At 31.9% G+C, this 14,966-nt stretch carries 12 protein-coding genes; 3 read left to right on the top strand and 9 right to left on the bottom strand.

All coding sequences use genetic code 11. From position 1 onward, the window contains the following. Positions 1 to 270: 270 nt before the first annotated feature. On the bottom strand, positions 271 to 927 hold the full coding sequence (locus IGI72_RS04495) for a hypothetical protein (RefSeq protein WP_074536929.1): 657 nt from the start codon (positions 925 to 927) through the stop codon (positions 271 to 273). Between the two features lie 363 nt (positions 928 to 1,290). Between IGI72_RS04495 and IGI72_RS04490 the strand changes: the two genes are divergently transcribed. Next, positions 1,291 to 1,905 carry a recombinase family protein gene (locus IGI72_RS04490; protein ID WP_074536930.1) on the top strand — a complete coding sequence of 205 codons (615 nt, stop codon included), beginning with the start codon at positions 1,291 to 1,293 and terminating at the stop codon, positions 1,903 to 1,905. 354 nt (positions 1,906 to 2,259) lie between these two features. Here the strand turns inward: IGI72_RS04490 and IGI72_RS04485 are convergent, their stop codons facing one another. The 8 genes from IGI72_RS04485 to IGI72_RS04450 form a co-directional block, all read right to left on the bottom strand. Beyond that, on the bottom strand, positions 2,260 to 3,825 hold the full coding sequence (locus IGI72_RS04485) for a UvrD-helicase domain-containing protein (protein ID WP_029485589.1): 1,566 nt from the start codon (positions 3,823 to 3,825) through the stop codon (positions 2,260 to 2,262). Next, complete coding sequence (locus IGI72_RS04480; protein ID WP_029485588.1) at positions 3,822 to 5,579, bottom strand: ATP-dependent nuclease; 1,758 nt, start codon at positions 5,577 to 5,579, stop codon at positions 3,822 to 3,824. Before IGI72_RS04480 ends, IGI72_RS04485 begins: the two co-directional genes overlap by 4 nt. Positions 5,580 to 5,607: 28 nt before the next feature. Further along, the gene (locus IGI72_RS04475; RefSeq protein WP_029485587.1) at positions 5,608 to 6,300 is read right to left on the bottom strand and encodes a Fic family protein; all 693 of its coding nucleotides are present in this window, start codon (positions 6,298 to 6,300) and stop codon (positions 5,608 to 5,610) included. Positions 6,301 to 6,348: 48 nt separating this feature from the next. Further along, complete coding sequence (locus IGI72_RS04470) at positions 6,349 to 6,948, bottom strand: tyrosine-type recombinase/integrase (protein WP_021470057.1); 600 nt, start codon at positions 6,946 to 6,948, stop codon at positions 6,349 to 6,351. 214 nt (positions 6,949 to 7,162) lie between these two features. Continuing rightward, entirely contained in the window at positions 7,163 to 7,894 is a 732-nt protein-coding gene (qatD, locus tag IGI72_RS04465) for a Qat anti-phage system TatD family nuclease QatD (protein ID WP_142425229.1), read from the bottom strand. After that, complete coding sequence (gene qatC / locus IGI72_RS04460; protein WP_185932368.1) at positions 7,891 to 9,168, bottom strand: Qat anti-phage system QueC-like protein QatC; 1,278 nt, start codon at positions 9,166 to 9,168, stop codon at positions 7,891 to 7,893. The genes qatD and qatC overlap by 4 nt, the downstream gene beginning before the upstream one ends. Then, positions 9,168 to 9,893 carry a hypothetical protein gene (locus tag IGI72_RS04455; RefSeq protein ID WP_142425227.1) on the bottom strand — a complete coding sequence of 242 codons (726 nt, stop codon included), beginning with the start codon at positions 9,891 to 9,893 and terminating at the stop codon, positions 9,168 to 9,170. The genes qatC and IGI72_RS04455 overlap by 1 nt, the downstream gene beginning before the upstream one ends. Before the next feature lies 1 nt (position 9,894). Then, complete coding sequence (locus tag IGI72_RS04450; RefSeq protein WP_142425226.1) at positions 9,895 to 11,736, bottom strand: KAP family P-loop NTPase fold protein; 1,842 nt, start codon at positions 11,734 to 11,736, stop codon at positions 9,895 to 9,897. Positions 11,737 to 12,376: 640 nt separating this feature from the next. Between IGI72_RS04450 and IGI72_RS04445 the strand changes: the two genes are divergently transcribed. Together IGI72_RS04445 and IGI72_RS04440 are read left to right on the top strand one after the other, a co-directional pair. After that, positions 12,377 to 12,736: an ArsR/SmtB family transcription factor gene (locus IGI72_RS04445; RefSeq protein ID WP_074536946.1), complete on the top strand. Its 360-nt coding sequence runs from the start codon at positions 12,377 to 12,379 to the stop codon at positions 12,734 to 12,736. After that, the gene (locus IGI72_RS04440; RefSeq protein ID WP_001291323.1) at positions 12,733 to 14,850 is read left to right on the top strand and encodes a heavy metal translocating P-type ATPase; all 2,118 of its coding nucleotides are present in this window, start codon (positions 12,733 to 12,735) and stop codon (positions 14,848 to 14,850) included. The genes IGI72_RS04445 and IGI72_RS04440 overlap by 4 nt, the downstream gene beginning before the upstream one ends. Positions 14,851 to 14,966: the final 116 nt, after the last annotated feature.

Here is a 14,966-nt window from a genome sequence, read left to right as displayed (position 1 = left end):
TGGTAGTAAACAAAAAAAGCGGATCTTTTATAGATTCGCTCTTTTGTCATTGCTATTTTTTAATCAGTTAAATTTTTTTGTTGTTTTACTTTTTTTTACATAATCATATATAATTTTTACAATTAAAGAAATAATTAAGATTATATAAAAAATATTTCGATACAAACTTTGATCATATTTTAGAAATACTAAAGCTAAAATAAAAACAACGACTAAAATTATATGATAAATTTTAAATTTAGAAATTTTCATGATAGCTCACCTTCTTTTTTATTGCCATTCAAATCCCCACGGTATTGATGTCCCACTAAATGTCATGCCAGGTACGAATATGGTAGATACGTTAAATACAAAACCTCCAGGCACATTTGATAAAGCGACACCTCCTAAAGCAACTGCTAAACCAATTAGATTTGATTTAATGAAAACTCCTCCAATTGAAATTCCAGTAGAAATATTATTTGCTGCGCTTTTTGAAATCCAGATTCTCGTGCCCCACCAGTAACCTTTAATTGCTGTTTTTCCTTGTTTATATGCTCTAAGATAGACGTTATTGCCAGTCTTTTCGATCGTTACAGTTTTTTCATTAACATCAATATACAATTTTTCAGTTTTTGAATCAACCTGTAAGCTTTCAACCATACTGTTTGCATCATTGATTTTTTCAACTAGTAATGCATATTCATTAGAAGAAAGTTCGGTAGATGCTGTTTCGGATATGCTATAAAAACCATCTTCGCTAAACAAAACATATTTGTCTAACTTGTTAATTTGGTCATTTGTTATTTCTTCATTTTGAACATTGGATGCTTCTGTTGCACTCACTTGGACGGGAGGGAATACGATAGTAAGCATCATCATACTGCAGAATAATGTAACTAAATATTTAAAGTTCTTTTCACGTAAAGCGTTCGAAAAATTGTTCATCTTTTACTCTCCTTTGAAATTAAGACCAATTAAGTTCAAACATAAAATCTGGGACATCAATCAACGAAATTCTTATATTATCAATTATACAACCTATCATCATTTAATTGCAATGGTCATTTTTTTTAAATAACTATTTAAAACTTTTATAATTCTCACCGATTTCGTGGAACATCAAAAATACTTAATCCCACCGAAAAGGAGGGCCATGCTTTTTATAAGGTATTTGGCTTTTATCATTCTCAATCAAATTGTATATTTAAAGCGTACCCTAAATAGACATGAATATAACATTGAAAAATATGGTTTTTCAATGTATGATTAGGGTGTATTTTAAATACTTGTAGAAAGTAGGTAAAACTTTTGAAAATTTCATATATCCGAGTATCATCGATCGATCAAAATGAACAACGTCAAATCGAAGAAATGAAAAAATTCGGTGCAGAAAAAATTTTCATCGAAAAACAATCCGGAGCGACTATTACTCAAAGACCGATTTTTCAAGAAGCATTAGATTTTGTTAGGGAACAGGATATTTTTATTGTAGAAGCCATCGACCGACTTGGACGTAATTATGACGAGATTATCGATTCAGTTAATTATCTAAAAAAGAAAAATGTGCGGCTCATTATCACAAGTTTACCAATAATGGCTGAAGCAATCGGAAATCCACTCCTAGATAAATTTATCAAAGACCTAATCATTCAGATCTTGGCCATGATTGCTGAACAAGAGCGTACTGAATCGAAACGACGCCAGGCACAAGGAATTAAAATCGCGAAAGCAAACGGCGTCTATAAAGGTCGTCCTAAGTTATACAGTGCAGACACAAAAGATCCTCAGCGGCGCCTTGTTTATAAAAGCATCGTTCAGGATCTTGAAAATGGAGTTGCTATCTCAAAGATTGCAAAAGACTATAATGTGACTAGGCAAACAATTTACCGGATAAAAAAAGAATTGGATCAACTAATTGTATGATTTCTTTTTTTTACACGTAATTATCAATAGTTATGTTATCAAGATAGACAATCATGTTAAATTCATCTAACTAAGTTGATTATATTTATGATAATGGGAATTTAGTTGACATAAATATAATCAATGCATCAATTATCCTGATTTAAAGCTATTCATTATCGGTAACTTCGCATAATCTATCTTATGTAAACTAAAATGATTTTATATATTTCTTTAAATTTATTTGAAATAATTTATATTTTTCATTCGTGTAAGTTTAATTTCTATTATAAAAGAAATAATAAATTCGTTGCAAAACTTCTTAATTATAATATTGGTTTTGCAACGATACTTTAGCTTTTAATTACATTCAAATTATGTCCAATTATCATAATTTCTTAAATTAACTAAACCATTTCTAGATAAGAAAATAGATTCACTAGCCGAGATATAATCAGATGTTTTTGATCTGAATCTCTCAGTTCCTAACAATATATATACTGCTTCTTTTCCCCGCGTCAAGCCAACATAGTGTAAATTCTCATCTGCTTCCAGATTTGTATATTTTTTATTATATTCGTTAGGTATTATATATCTGTAACAATCCATTAGGAAAACCACATCAAATTCTAGTCCTTTAGATTTATGGTAAGTCATAACTTGGATTTCATTTTTTTCTGCAGGTTTAAAAGTATCTAATAAAGTTTTTTCTTTCAATATATGAATCAATTCATTTTTATTTTGCTCAGTAACTGGTCGATTTTTTGTTTCCAAATAAAGTGAACAAATTAAGTCAATCTCAGAAATTAAGTCTTCTGGTTTTTTAGAAAACAGCAAATCAACTTTTCTTCTAGTTTCTTTGTATAATTCTTGATTTCTATGTGTATTTACCAATTCTTCTACACAATCTTTTTTTGTAGTTTCTTTCTTCTTATATTGAAAAAATCTAATTAATAAATGCATACAAAATCTACTGAAGTCATCTTCCTTTTTAAATGCTACTAAGCTATAATCTTTGTTAGGAATTTTCAAAAACTGAGATACTCTACTAACCATGTCATTGGAACGACAAAATATAGCCATATTTGACATTTCTTCAATATTATATTTATTTTTAATGTCAGAAATATTATTTTCTAAGGACTCAACTATATTTTTCTCGTTTCCCTTAATATTAACTTTGGTTATCCTTGAATCCTCGTTCATTCGAGGCACATGATTAGCATTTTTGAATCGCATAGCATAATCAACGATAGTTTGATGTGATCGATGATTTACAGTCAATTCAAAAGAGGTAAAACTACTATCACTCATTAGCTCTCTTAAAAATTCAGGATTAGCATCCGTAAAGCTACTATATATTGATTGGTCAATATCTCCAACTGCAACTAACTTTATCCCTTGATGTGAAAGGAATTTCCATAATAAATGTTGATTTTTTTTGCAATCTTGATATTCATCTACAAATATCATTTTATATTTAGCTCTTAAATAATTCACACATTCGGGAACTTGTCTTAATATAAAATAAGATAAATCGGCAATATCGTTCAAGTATATCTGCCCAGCTTCTAAATGCTTTGTATAATACTCATCATCTTTATTTTCATTATTACTAGAACCTACTAGTTCAAAATCCTCTATGTTCTTTTCAATAACATATTTTGAGAATGGAAATATAATCTCTTTGAGACAAAAACTATCAATTGTCCCGATAAAAAATTTTTTTGTGTTTTCTCCTTTCAATCGACTTTTTATTTCATCTGCAGCTTTATTTGTGTACGATATTGCAACTAATCCCTCATAATTTTTTAAATCTTTACTATGTCTTTTAATCTTTTCTACAATTGTAAACGTCTTGCCACTCCCTGGACAAGCAGTGACAACACAATTATTATCACTATTAATTACTCTAATTTGTTCTGTTGTAGGCTTTTTCATTTTTGTTTCTCCCAATCTAAGCCGTATACTTCTTTAAACAGATAAGAAATAGGGTTAAAAATATCTTTGTCTTTAAGAGAAATAAAAGAAGTTTCACTTCTCACAAAATCATACATATTAGTAGCTTTTCTTTTTTTCAACTTTTTAATTAGAGTATTTTGATAACCATTATCCCAGCCTTCGCTTAAGGAGAGCTGATAAACTAAGTCTTCTTCTAAATCTGTATCAGCTATGAATAATCCTTTACTCTCAAAAATATCTTTCAGTTCGTTAATTTTCTGAATTTTCTCTTGTGGAATAATTTTTGTTTCCTCAGGAGACTTTACAATCCACTCAAAATCGCTCTCAGTGAAATCACTAATTATTCTTTCATCATCAATTACGCTATCTCTAAATAACTTATGCAATCTATTTACTCCTGAGCAGTATTGGTAATCTTGTTTATCTCTAGTTTTGTTAAAAATATCGTTATCAGTACGAAGAGTAAATGGGATCTCTAATAACTGACACATTTTGATAAAAGGTGTAAATCCTACACCGGCTGTAGATATTATAGAAAAGTTATAAAAATCTAAATCAATATCTAAATCACTACATAATGCTTGATAGAATATTTTTTCTGAAGGGCCTTCCACTAGGATCATTCCGTCAACAAAAAATAAATCTGATGTAATTAGATCTAGCCTATAGTTGAATTCATCAATCCCCGAAGAAATTCTTTCGCTTGCTCCATTAGAAGCAGCTATAGTTTTCCCATCATTTTTCTTTAGTTTTATAATATTTTCAGGTACAAAATCCGTTCCTATGAATGGAGAATGCGAAGTAATAAATATTTGAGAAGTAAACTTACTCATAATATAAGAGGAAAGTTTACGTTGCTGGTGAGGGTGCAAATGAGATTCTGGTTCTTCAATAGCATAAAAACATACATATTCATCTGTATTATCATTTAGTGCTTGTTTAGAAATCCAAGTTGCTAAGAAGATTTGATTATTCTTTCCATCTCCTCCAACTCCTATTTTCTGCCCTTCCTCCCTAAATGATAAGCTCACGTCAGATAAGACTTTAGACATGTCAGTTTCAGGAACTGTAAACTCTAAATTACCTTTACTATGATGAATGGACATCTCTTTAAGTTCATCATTTACAACGTCTAAAGCTTTTTCAATATAACTTAATTTTTCAATTGAATTATTTATTCGAGTTAACCTTTTTTGCAATCTTTTTTCAAGAGCATCATCTTTTTGAATTTGTTCTTCTTCTCTCGATTTTTTTGCGTTAACTAAAAGAGTACTTTTTTCTTTTTTAATAAACTTATTTAAGTCACGATTAGTATCGACACACTCCATAAATAAATGTCTTATGTAAAATCTGTTTTCAAAAGCTGTCATAGTCTCATCGTTAAACCCACAATAAATTATATATGGTTTTCCCTTTTCCTTATAGAATCTAATAATCATCTTATCTTCTTTTATTAATCCTTTAAAAGTTGAGACTAAACAATCTTCTATGACATTTTCAAAGTGTACTTCAATAGAAATTTGATTAGATGAAGAATGGATACAGTAATCACTATCAAACAGTTCTAGATCGCTCTCACTAATCTTTTTATCGAAAAGAAGTCGTAGAGCGTAAATTAGATTAGTTTTTCCTACATCATTCGCCCCTATTATTAAAGATTTTTTTGCTACAGTGATTGTAGCATCTTCAAAACTTCGGAAACCTTTAATTTTAATACAATTTATTTTCGTCAAGTTATTTCCTCCTCGATGCCATTTGAATTTAATAGTTTATACCAAATATACAGTTTTCATATAGAAAAGATAAAAGTTCTTTTTTTTCATTTAAATCTTCACTATTGTAATACACTGATAAAAGTTTATTAAATTGACCAAATAAATTACTTGGTATTGATAATAAGCCTAATCCTTGGCCAAACATAATTTTGTTGGCACTCAACAATGCTGTCCGCTTATTACCGTCCCAAAATATTTGATTTTTCGAAATGAATAGAAACAGTCGCAATGCCTTTTCTGTCTCTGATATCTCTTGATTCATTATTTCGTCATATTGATTCTTTACCTCATCTTCAGTTAACACTGGTGGCACATATCTTCCTTGAATAGTCGATACTTCAACTCCGCCGGTTCTTATTTCACCAGGAAAAAGGGTATCTTCCGCTGCAACGATCCGATTAATCCGCTTACTTGTCTCTATTAGGGGCTCCTGTAAGTCGTTTAAAAGCATTTCAAAGCCTCTTTTTAAGTTAACGACGGTCAGGACATCATCTACAGCCACATTATTAGCTCGATTATACTTGATAATCTCTTCTGTTTGTAATAACGTTGTATTTAACCCTTCAAATTTTCCCGCATTATACACCAGTTCCACAATGTTTTTCTTCAATAAATACACAGACTCTTTGCGAGATAAGTGGTATTTATCAGGAAATTTCGGACGCTTTTCTTCGTTCATTTTCTCACCTTTTGAATTTTTCCTTCTATTATATAGGGCATTATTCTGTCATAGATCCAAACTCTTTACTGCAGTATCTTTGTCTTCCTGGGTGATTCCAATATAGCGTAAGGTCTCCCGTTGTGAAGAATGGTTTAGCAGCGACTGAATAATCTCTGTTTTGGTCCCTTGCTTGTACAAAAAATAGCCGAAGGTCTTGCGCATCGAATGGGGACCAATTTCTTTCAACCCAACCGCCGTTCCTGCTTCATGAATGATCCGCCAAAGGCTTTGTCGGGTCAAAGGCGTATCTGCTCCTTTTCGACTTGGAAACAAATAATTACTGAAGTCCTGTACTTGCAGCTGGTCAGGAAAATCCGATTGAACATACTCAAGAATCACTTTTCGTAATTTGTTCGAAATGAAAACCGAATTGTGTTTAGCTGTTTTTTGTTCCTTCATGGCCAGACGTTCTTTGACAATCACCCGTCCACGGGAAATTTCTAACACATCACTTAATTTCAACTGTCTTAAATCGGAAATTCGATACGCTGTATTGATCCCGATCGAAAAAAGCACCAAATTTCGTTGCCCATATTTGCCGGAAGCCAAAATTGCTTTCATGGCATCGATCTTTTTTTTGTCGCGAATCGGTTCTACGCTCTTCATTTTTAGCCGCCTTTCAAATGTTACTTAATATGATTATAACAGATAATAAGTCACATTTAAACAAGCTATAGAAAAAAGGCCCTAAAAGAAAAGTGATTTCCTCTTAGAGCCTCTAAGGATGGATCGATTTTAACGAAAGTGACACAACCTGCTTGTGTCTCTTTCGTTGATACTAAAAAAATCATCAGTCTAGATATAGCTAGATAATATTATATTATGAGTTAATTAGCTTTCTAAAGTTTCTATCTAATTGCTCCTCTATAAATAGAGTATTTTCGCTTTTAATTTCTGAAATTGCTGTAATGATGTTTCTGAAAATGGAAATATAATCTAATTCTTGCTCATTTATACCAAATGGCGAATCAGTCTCTATTAAGAATCTTTCAATGGGGATTTTATCAATTATCATTCGTCCATTCTTACTTGATATCATTTGGGGATTTATAGAAAACCAATAACCTCTATCAATTGCAATTTCGAGATTTTTCATAGTTCCCATATACCAATGCAAAATAACTTGGCCGTTAAATTTATCACCCAATATACTAAAAACTTCTTTTTCTGCTTTCCTAGAATGAACAGTCAATATTTTCCCACCCACTTCGTGACAGCTTGATACTATTGATGAAAAAATGGCCTTTTGTTTTTCAAGTGACTGTCTATTCCGTTGTGAAGCATCAAGACCAATTTCTCCAATGTATCGCGTATTCTTTAGTTCTTTCTTGAATACTGATAGTAAATCTGGATAATCAGAAATTAATTCCGGATGATATCCTAGTGCGTGTTTTAAATATTTTGTTTCTGGAATTATCTGTTTATCTCGATTAAAAACTGTGGGTAAATTGGTGACAGCTATAGAGTAAACATTTTTTTTGGTAATTTCTTCAACAATTTTTTTACGGTTTTTCATTAGATCTAAATGTAAATGTGTATCATGTAAAATCATAATTTAAGTCTCTCCAAAAAATTCTTAAGTTCAATAAGGCCATTGAGGTAAATTTTTCCGTATTCCTCAAAGTTATTTAGTATTGGTCCATTACTTTGAATTGTAAATAATGGGTCCTTCTCCATATTATTTGCGATAGCTAATCTGAATGCGTTTAAGTTCGATTTTGATTCGTTAGTTGAATAGTCAGTTACAAAATATTCTGTTTTATCTATAAATTTACCTTCTAAAATTGATGCTCTCCTTATTGTACATGGAATACAGTATCCACAATGAATTGGTTCGTTGTAACCATTCCATCTTGCATGATCAGGTTTGGAACATGACATAGTATTTACAATATTTTTTTCTAAAAAATTTCGATTTTTACAGTTCTTTATCATTTGGCCCTTAGTTAAATACTTGAAAGGATTGTAAATTTCAATATTAATTCCCAGACCTTCAAGTAAATTTTCAAACAACAGAAAGTAATATGGGTGAGTGGTTCTTGTACTACTACTTCCTATTCTTGCAGGTGTTAAAGGAACGTTCAAGGAAATAAATCCATTTTCTGGAATGATAAGTTTGTTAGCACCCACTGACGTTGCTATAGATATTGCATGTGAAAAAAACAAGAGCGAGCGGCTACGTGTTGTATCTTCATTTCTATCCTTGTGTTGTATTTGAGGAGCTATATAGAATTGAAAAAAATCATTTTCATTTAAAGAAGGATACTTACCCATTAATTGTTCTCTTAATAGATCCTGATATTTTAACGTACCTTTACTTCCCCCATAGTGGCTTACAAAAATTTGCTTTTCTTCTTTTTCAAGCAAATCAATTGCTCCTATGAATGAATCAAGTCCACCTGAGAACATGCAGACATTAGAAATATAATTTTGGTCTCTATCGGCACATTTACTCCGATAACGTTTCTCATTATCAGTTTCTTTTCTTTTAAAGAAACTTAAATTCCACGTATCTCCACTCAAGAAATTTAATAAATCTTGTATTATGTCTTTTTTATCTTCAAATTTTTTTATATTTAATACAGGAATACTCAATGATATATCTCTTTTCCATCCATCATCATTTAATTCACGCATAAAATTTCTGTCACAAAAATAGACGAATTCTGAAAGATACATTAAATCAATTGCTTCTGTAGATGGATAACTAAATAATTCATTTTTCAAAAATCTATCCCAAAAATTATTCTTTTGTATTTTGTTATCCTCTAAGTCAATTTCAAATAATTCATTATTAAAATTTGCTTTCCCAACTAATTGTTTCATCATCGTTCCTCCACAAAAATTTCAAAACAATTTTTTATAATTGCAGTAGCAATCTTTTCCGGATTACCATTAATTCCTTCATTATTAACTGCAACATCCACGGAAGACTTCACATAATCTCTCATTTCATTTTCGCGCTCAATGACCCTTTCGGCGTCACCTCCATATTTCTCTAAACTAAAACCTAAATCTTTAAAAACCATTGCTATGATTAATTCTGCGCAATAAATCTTTACACCTTCCAGCAAAAAATAATCCGGTAACTGTGGCAAAGGAGTATCAAACGGTACCTTTAGGTCATCCATTAATTCATATAGCTCAGATGATGCCCTAAGCAGCGCATCTCTAGCCACTACATCCTCTTTGAACTCTCCAGATGCTCCTAATTTATTCGCTAGTTGACTAAAAGCAATAATCGGATTTTTCGCGTCATAGTCAATCTTCAATTGTTCAAATGAATTTGCAAATCCAACTTCTTGGACGTTATTCAGGAATCCAATAAAGCCTCCCAATGAACTGACTGCGGATTGTGCTCGCTGAGTTAATGCTTGACTACCACCATTTGCTCTAACATATTTTCCTAAAATTCGTTCTGAGCTATTTTTTCTACTTCCGGTTATAAACTGACTCATTTCTGATTTAAGATCTGCCCAACTTTTTCCAAAATCATCTGGGAGTAACGGATTTCTCCCGTTTGGACCTTTGTATGATGATGAAGTCCCCATATTATTTCCCCCTTTCTGCTTGTAAAGCACGACTTACTGAAGTATTTTTTTCAATCCAATCGTCTATTAACATTGTGAAGTCATCATCCTGGATTTTATTTTCGGTTTCTATAATATATGGTGCCATTCCTACTGTTAAACTATCAAAAGGAACCATTTTCGTGTAAGCTACTAATAGTTTAGTTAAATTTGACGTTAAACTTCCAAAATACATATATGAAGTAAAATCATCTACTTGGATTTTATCCACCTTGTTAATTTTTTCAGTAAAAATTGCTGTTATAATCTCGTCCAATTCAGTAGGTTGAATATTATGGATCAGACTTTCTACCCTTTCTTTATATCCATGTGTATGATCAACAAGCAGCGAATAAATATTTTTAGCCCCAGGACTAAAGCTAAATGTTGCTAATTCTTCCACTCCTTGTATCTTATCTCTTGAAAAATAAAAATAAGGCGATAAATCTTCTTCATGAAACTCAGGAGACAATTTAAGCCAGGATTTTCCCCATGCCGTTTCTCCAAAAGCTTTAAGCACTGGATTTATGATTGTGCCTTCATTGCCTTTTTCCAAAATATAAAATTGCTTCAAATTTTCTTGAGAAGTTTCATCTCCATTCGTAACAGAATTAAGCAATAGCTCGAAAACATCTTGTCTAAAATATTCCAGTAACATCAACTTAGCCAATACTAATTTATTTAAAATTATACTATTGTACTTCGCCATGATTATTCTTGACTCCATCGTATTTAAAAAGCGCTTGCATTGTCTTGGATTGCCATTCATTCCTCTTGATAAAATTGGTGATAAATTTTTGGCTAATTGTAAATTATCTTTAATCTCATCGTTATTAAAATTTGAATTACTTGATACCGAATTAAATAAATCAAACTCTAAAATATTTGTTTTTCTTTTCTCTATCAAGTAGTTCAGTATGTCAGAAAAAGCATAGTTTTCATTCTTCCACTTTTCTGTTAATAAACAAAAGATATAAAACTCTACTTCTGCAGACTTCATTCTATGAATATTCACAGGATACTGAATAATCTTTTCAAGATATTCCTTACCAATATTCATTTGATTACCCTCGATATCCGCAAATTTTCTTTGAACAGAATACTGAATATGTCTCTCATCCGCGCCAATAATAAAGTAAGTATTCTCTGTAAAAAGAAATAATCGGATTGCCTCTAATGTTTCCAAAATAGTTTCAGGATTGCATCTATCAAGTTCGTCAATATAAACTACTAATTTTTCTGTATTGGTTTGTTTTAACAATGAACAAAACTCTGACCTAAACGATGATATGTCTTCACGAATTTCTGTCATATTCAATTCGTCCTGTACATTTTGGACAACTTTTTTTAGTTGATCTGTTGGAACTGTTTCTTCTTCGGAGATTAAAGACTTGATCCCTTTTATTCCCTCTTTAGCTGCCGTCAAAACCCCACCAGTAAGGAAATAATCCGCACCAAATTTAATTGCTCCTTTCGCTATTTTGATTTTGTCCACACTCTTGTAAAGACCTCGCAAAGTTGTTTGCGCTGTTGCACTTATAGTGCGGTTATTTTTAATTTCATCTAATATCGTTGATAATAGAACACTTTTAGCATCGTCATAGCCTTCAAAAAGCCATCCGTTAAATTTAACAGTAAGAATATTCTTTTCCTCTTTAAAACTATCTAGAGACAGTTCAATCAAACTTGATTTTCCTGATCCCCAGTCGCCATAAACTCCAACGGATGCTGGTGATAAATCGTTATCGCTGATAATGTCTTTCAGAAGATTAACTAGATGATCAATATTTAAATAATCAATATTTGTTTCACTATCTTTCCACATACTTTTTCTCCATTAATTAATTATTATTTTTAAACAATTATTTATTTTAAAAAAACAGAGTGATACTAAAATACAAATTACATATTCTCATTATACCACTTCTCATTATTACTTTTCGCATTAATCAAAACTTAATTACTACATATTTTGGGGGATATTTATTGTTATAGGTTGCTTGAAATTTGTATAAACTGCACTAATTTATATTTGGTAATCTCTGTCAGAAAAGCTTTGTCCTAAACTATGACACCGAGGAAGAACCAATCTTAAGTTCGGTGATTCAACTTTTTTTACTCAACTTAATTTTTGTTGTTGTAGTTTAAATAAATAACTTACTGAACCTAATTAGTTGAGCTGCCGAATAAGCTAAGAAACAAGAAAAAAATCAGGGTCCGAAACTCTTAAGTTTCTGACCACAGTCAATGTTTGTCCTAATACTCATAAATTTAAATTTATATTGAACAATGATTTATTTTCGAGTTTATGAACACAAAAATAAAGTGATACCTATCAATTATGCTATCTAAAAGAGTGTCCAGAAATATGTCATTTTATGAACATTCAAACATTCACTTGAATATAGATGGATGTTCTGATACAATACATTCAAACAAACATTTGAATGTAAAGGGATGATCGTATGAATAATGAAATTTGTGAAATAACTTGTATTCATGAAGACAAAGTTAATCGTGCTAAATCTAAACTAGCAAACTTTGATACTCCGTCAGTAAGTGGTTTCTTTAAAATATTGTCAGATGAAAATCGACTTAAAATTGTACATGCTTTAGTTCATGAAGATGAGCTATGTGTTTGTGATATTGCTAATATCATTGATGCTTCGGTCGCAACAACTTCACACCATCTGAACTCCTTAAAAAAATTGGGAATAGTTGATAGTCACAAGGATGGTAAGTTAGTCTACTATTTTATTAAAAATATCAAAATCTTAAATCTTATGGAGCTTGGCGTAAATTTTAAAGAAGAGGTGCTAGCATGAGTGAGAAAATGACCGAAAAAACCTATCGAATAGAAGGATTAAGCTGTACAAATTGTGCAGGTAAATTTGAAAAAAATGTAAAACAGTTGCCAGGAGTTACGAGTGCAACAGTAAACTTTGGTGCAAGTAAGATTTCAGTAGAAGGCCAAACAACAATTGAAGAACTCGAAGAAGCGGGAGCCTTCGAAAATCTTATCATTCGTGATGATCAAGAAAATGATGAACAAGTTAGATCAAAAGAGTCTTTTATTAAACGGAATATCGCTTTAATCATCTCTCTTGGTTTTATACTTGTTGCTGTGATTTCCCAACTATCATTGGGCGAAGATCATTTATTAACGAAAGCTCTTTATATATTGGCAATAATAATTGGTGGATTTGATTTATTTAAAGAAGGGTTCTCTGATTTGATCAAATTGGACTTCTCCATGGAATCTTTAATGACTATTGCAATTATTGGGGCCGCATTTATTGGAGAATGGGCCGAAGGTTCTATTGTAGTAATACTATTTGCTATTAGCGAAGCTTTGGAACGATTTTCAATGGATAAAGCAAGACAGTCGATTCGTTCTCTTATGGATATAGCTCCCAAAGAAGCTCTTATCAGGAGAAACAATGTAGAGCAATTAGTCAGTGTCGATAAAATCGATATCGACGATATTATGATCATTAAACCCGGACAAAAAATAGCCATGGATGGGCTTGTTATCAACGGTCATTCTTCAGTAAATCAAGCAGCAATAACAGGAGAATCGGTTCCTGTTGAAAAACAGTTAGATGATGAAGTGTTTGCAGGAACACTAAATGAAGAAGGTGTTCTTGAAGTCAAAGTAACAAAAAAAGTAACGGATACAACGATTGCCAAAATCATTCACTTAGTTGAAGAAGCGCAAGGAGAACGAGCTCCTGCACAAGCCTTTGTAGATAAATTTGCAAAATACTATACGCCATTCATAATTATTATGGCCCTTTTGATAGTGGTTGTTCCTCCGCTATTCTTTGGTGGTGACTGGAATAAATGGCTTTACCAAGGGTTATCCATTTTAGTTGTCGGATGTCCTTGTTCATTAGTGATCTCAACACCTGTTTCAATTGTTTCGGCTATTGGTAATGCAGCAAAAAATGGTGTTTTAGTAAAAGGCGGAGTCTATCTGGAAGAAATTGGTCATTTGAGAGCAATTGCTTTCGATAAGACTGGAACCTTAACAAAAGGAAAGCCTGTCGTAACGGATTTCATTGCAACCAGTTCTGAAACTGATATAAATTATCTATCGATTATTTCATCGTTGGAATCTCTTTCTCAACACCCATTAGCTTCTGCTATATTAAACGAAGCGGATAAAACTAATGTGGATTACAAGTCAATACAAATCGAGGATTTCCAATCTATCACAGGTAAAGGACTTACAGGTATACATCAAAACATACGTTACTATATTGGAAGCCCTAAACTGTTTTCTGCATCAGTAATCGAAGAAACAGCGGTCAAAGTACAATACAGACAATTTCAAGAACAAGGGAAAACCGCCATGTATTTCGGTACTGACGAACAAATTTTAGGAGTAATTGCTGTCGCGGATGAAGTAAGAGATTCAAGTGCTGCCGTTATTTCTGAACTCCACAAGTTGTCAATTGAACACACTATTATGCTTACTGGTGATAATACTAAAACCGCTGAATCTATTGGTAAGCAATTAGGTGTGACTGAAATAAAAGGAGATCTAATGCCTCAAGAAAAATTAGATTCGATTAAAGCGTTGCGGACAACTTATAATAAAGTAGCAATGGTGGGCGACGGCATTAATGATGCACCAGCATTAGCTGCATCGACGGTTGGTATTGCAATGGGCGGTGCAGGAACAGATACGGCTCTCGAAACTGCTGATGTTGCTCTAATGGGCGACGATTTACAAAAATTACCATTCATTGTTAGACTTAGCCGCCAAACTCTAAAAGTAATTAAGCAAAATATCACCTTCTCATTAGGTATAAAACTATTAGCTCTACTACTAGTCATACCAGGTTGGCTAACACTATGGATTGCTATTGTAGCAGATATGGGAGCAACGCTTTTAGTAACATTAAACGGATTACGATTGATGAAAGTTAAATAACACAACAAATAAAAGAAGGCATGTTTATAAGCGTGCCTTCTTTTTATGATACATTTTTAGTTTTTTTGAACGCTAGTTATGAAGCAAACTATGCGCCATTTAAATATTAAAATGAC

Source organism: Enterococcus sp. DIV1059_2 (assembly GCF_051713685.1).
GTDB lineage: Bacteria > Bacillota > Bacilli > Lactobacillales > Enterococcaceae > Enterococcus_D > Enterococcus_D casseliflavus.
This window is presented reverse-complemented; position numbering and strand designations above follow the sequence as displayed.

Bases quoted from the DNA above. Each gene is read 5' to 3' on its own strand.
- IGI72_RS04495 (WP_074536929.1), bottom strand. From the start codon at position 927: ATGAACAATTTTTCGAACGCTTTACGTGAAAAGAACTTTAAATATTTA.
- IGI72_RS04485 (WP_029485589.1), bottom strand. From the start codon at position 3,825: ATGAAAAAGCCTACAACAGAACAAATTAGAGTAATTAATAGTGATAAT.
- IGI72_RS04475 (WP_029485587.1), bottom strand. From the start codon at position 6,300: ATGAACGAAGAAAAGCGTCCGAAATTTCCTGATAAATACCACTTATCT.
- IGI72_RS04470 (WP_021470057.1), bottom strand. From the start codon at position 6,948: ATGAAGAGCGTAGAACCGATTCGCGACAAAAAAAAGATCGATGCCATG.
- qatD (WP_142425229.1), bottom strand. From the start codon at position 7,894: ATGATTTTACATGATACACATTTACATTTAGATCTAATGAAAAACCGT.
- qatC (WP_185932368.1), bottom strand. From the start codon at position 9,168: ATGAAACAATTAGTTGGGAAAGCAAATTTTAATAATGAATTATTTGAA.
- IGI72_RS04455 (WP_142425227.1), bottom strand. From the start codon at position 9,893: ATGGGGACTTCATCATCATACAAAGGTCCAAACGGGAGAAATCCGTTA.
- IGI72_RS04450 (WP_142425226.1), bottom strand. From the start codon at position 11,736: ATGTGGAAAGATAGTGAAACAAATATTGATTATTTAAATATTGATCAT.
- IGI72_RS04445 (WP_074536946.1), top strand. From the start codon at position 12,377: ATGAATAATGAAATTTGTGAAATAACTTGTATTCATGAAGACAAAGTT.
- IGI72_RS04440 (WP_001291323.1), top strand. From the start codon at position 12,733: ATGAGTGAGAAAATGACCGAAAAAACCTATCGAATAGAAGGATTAAGC.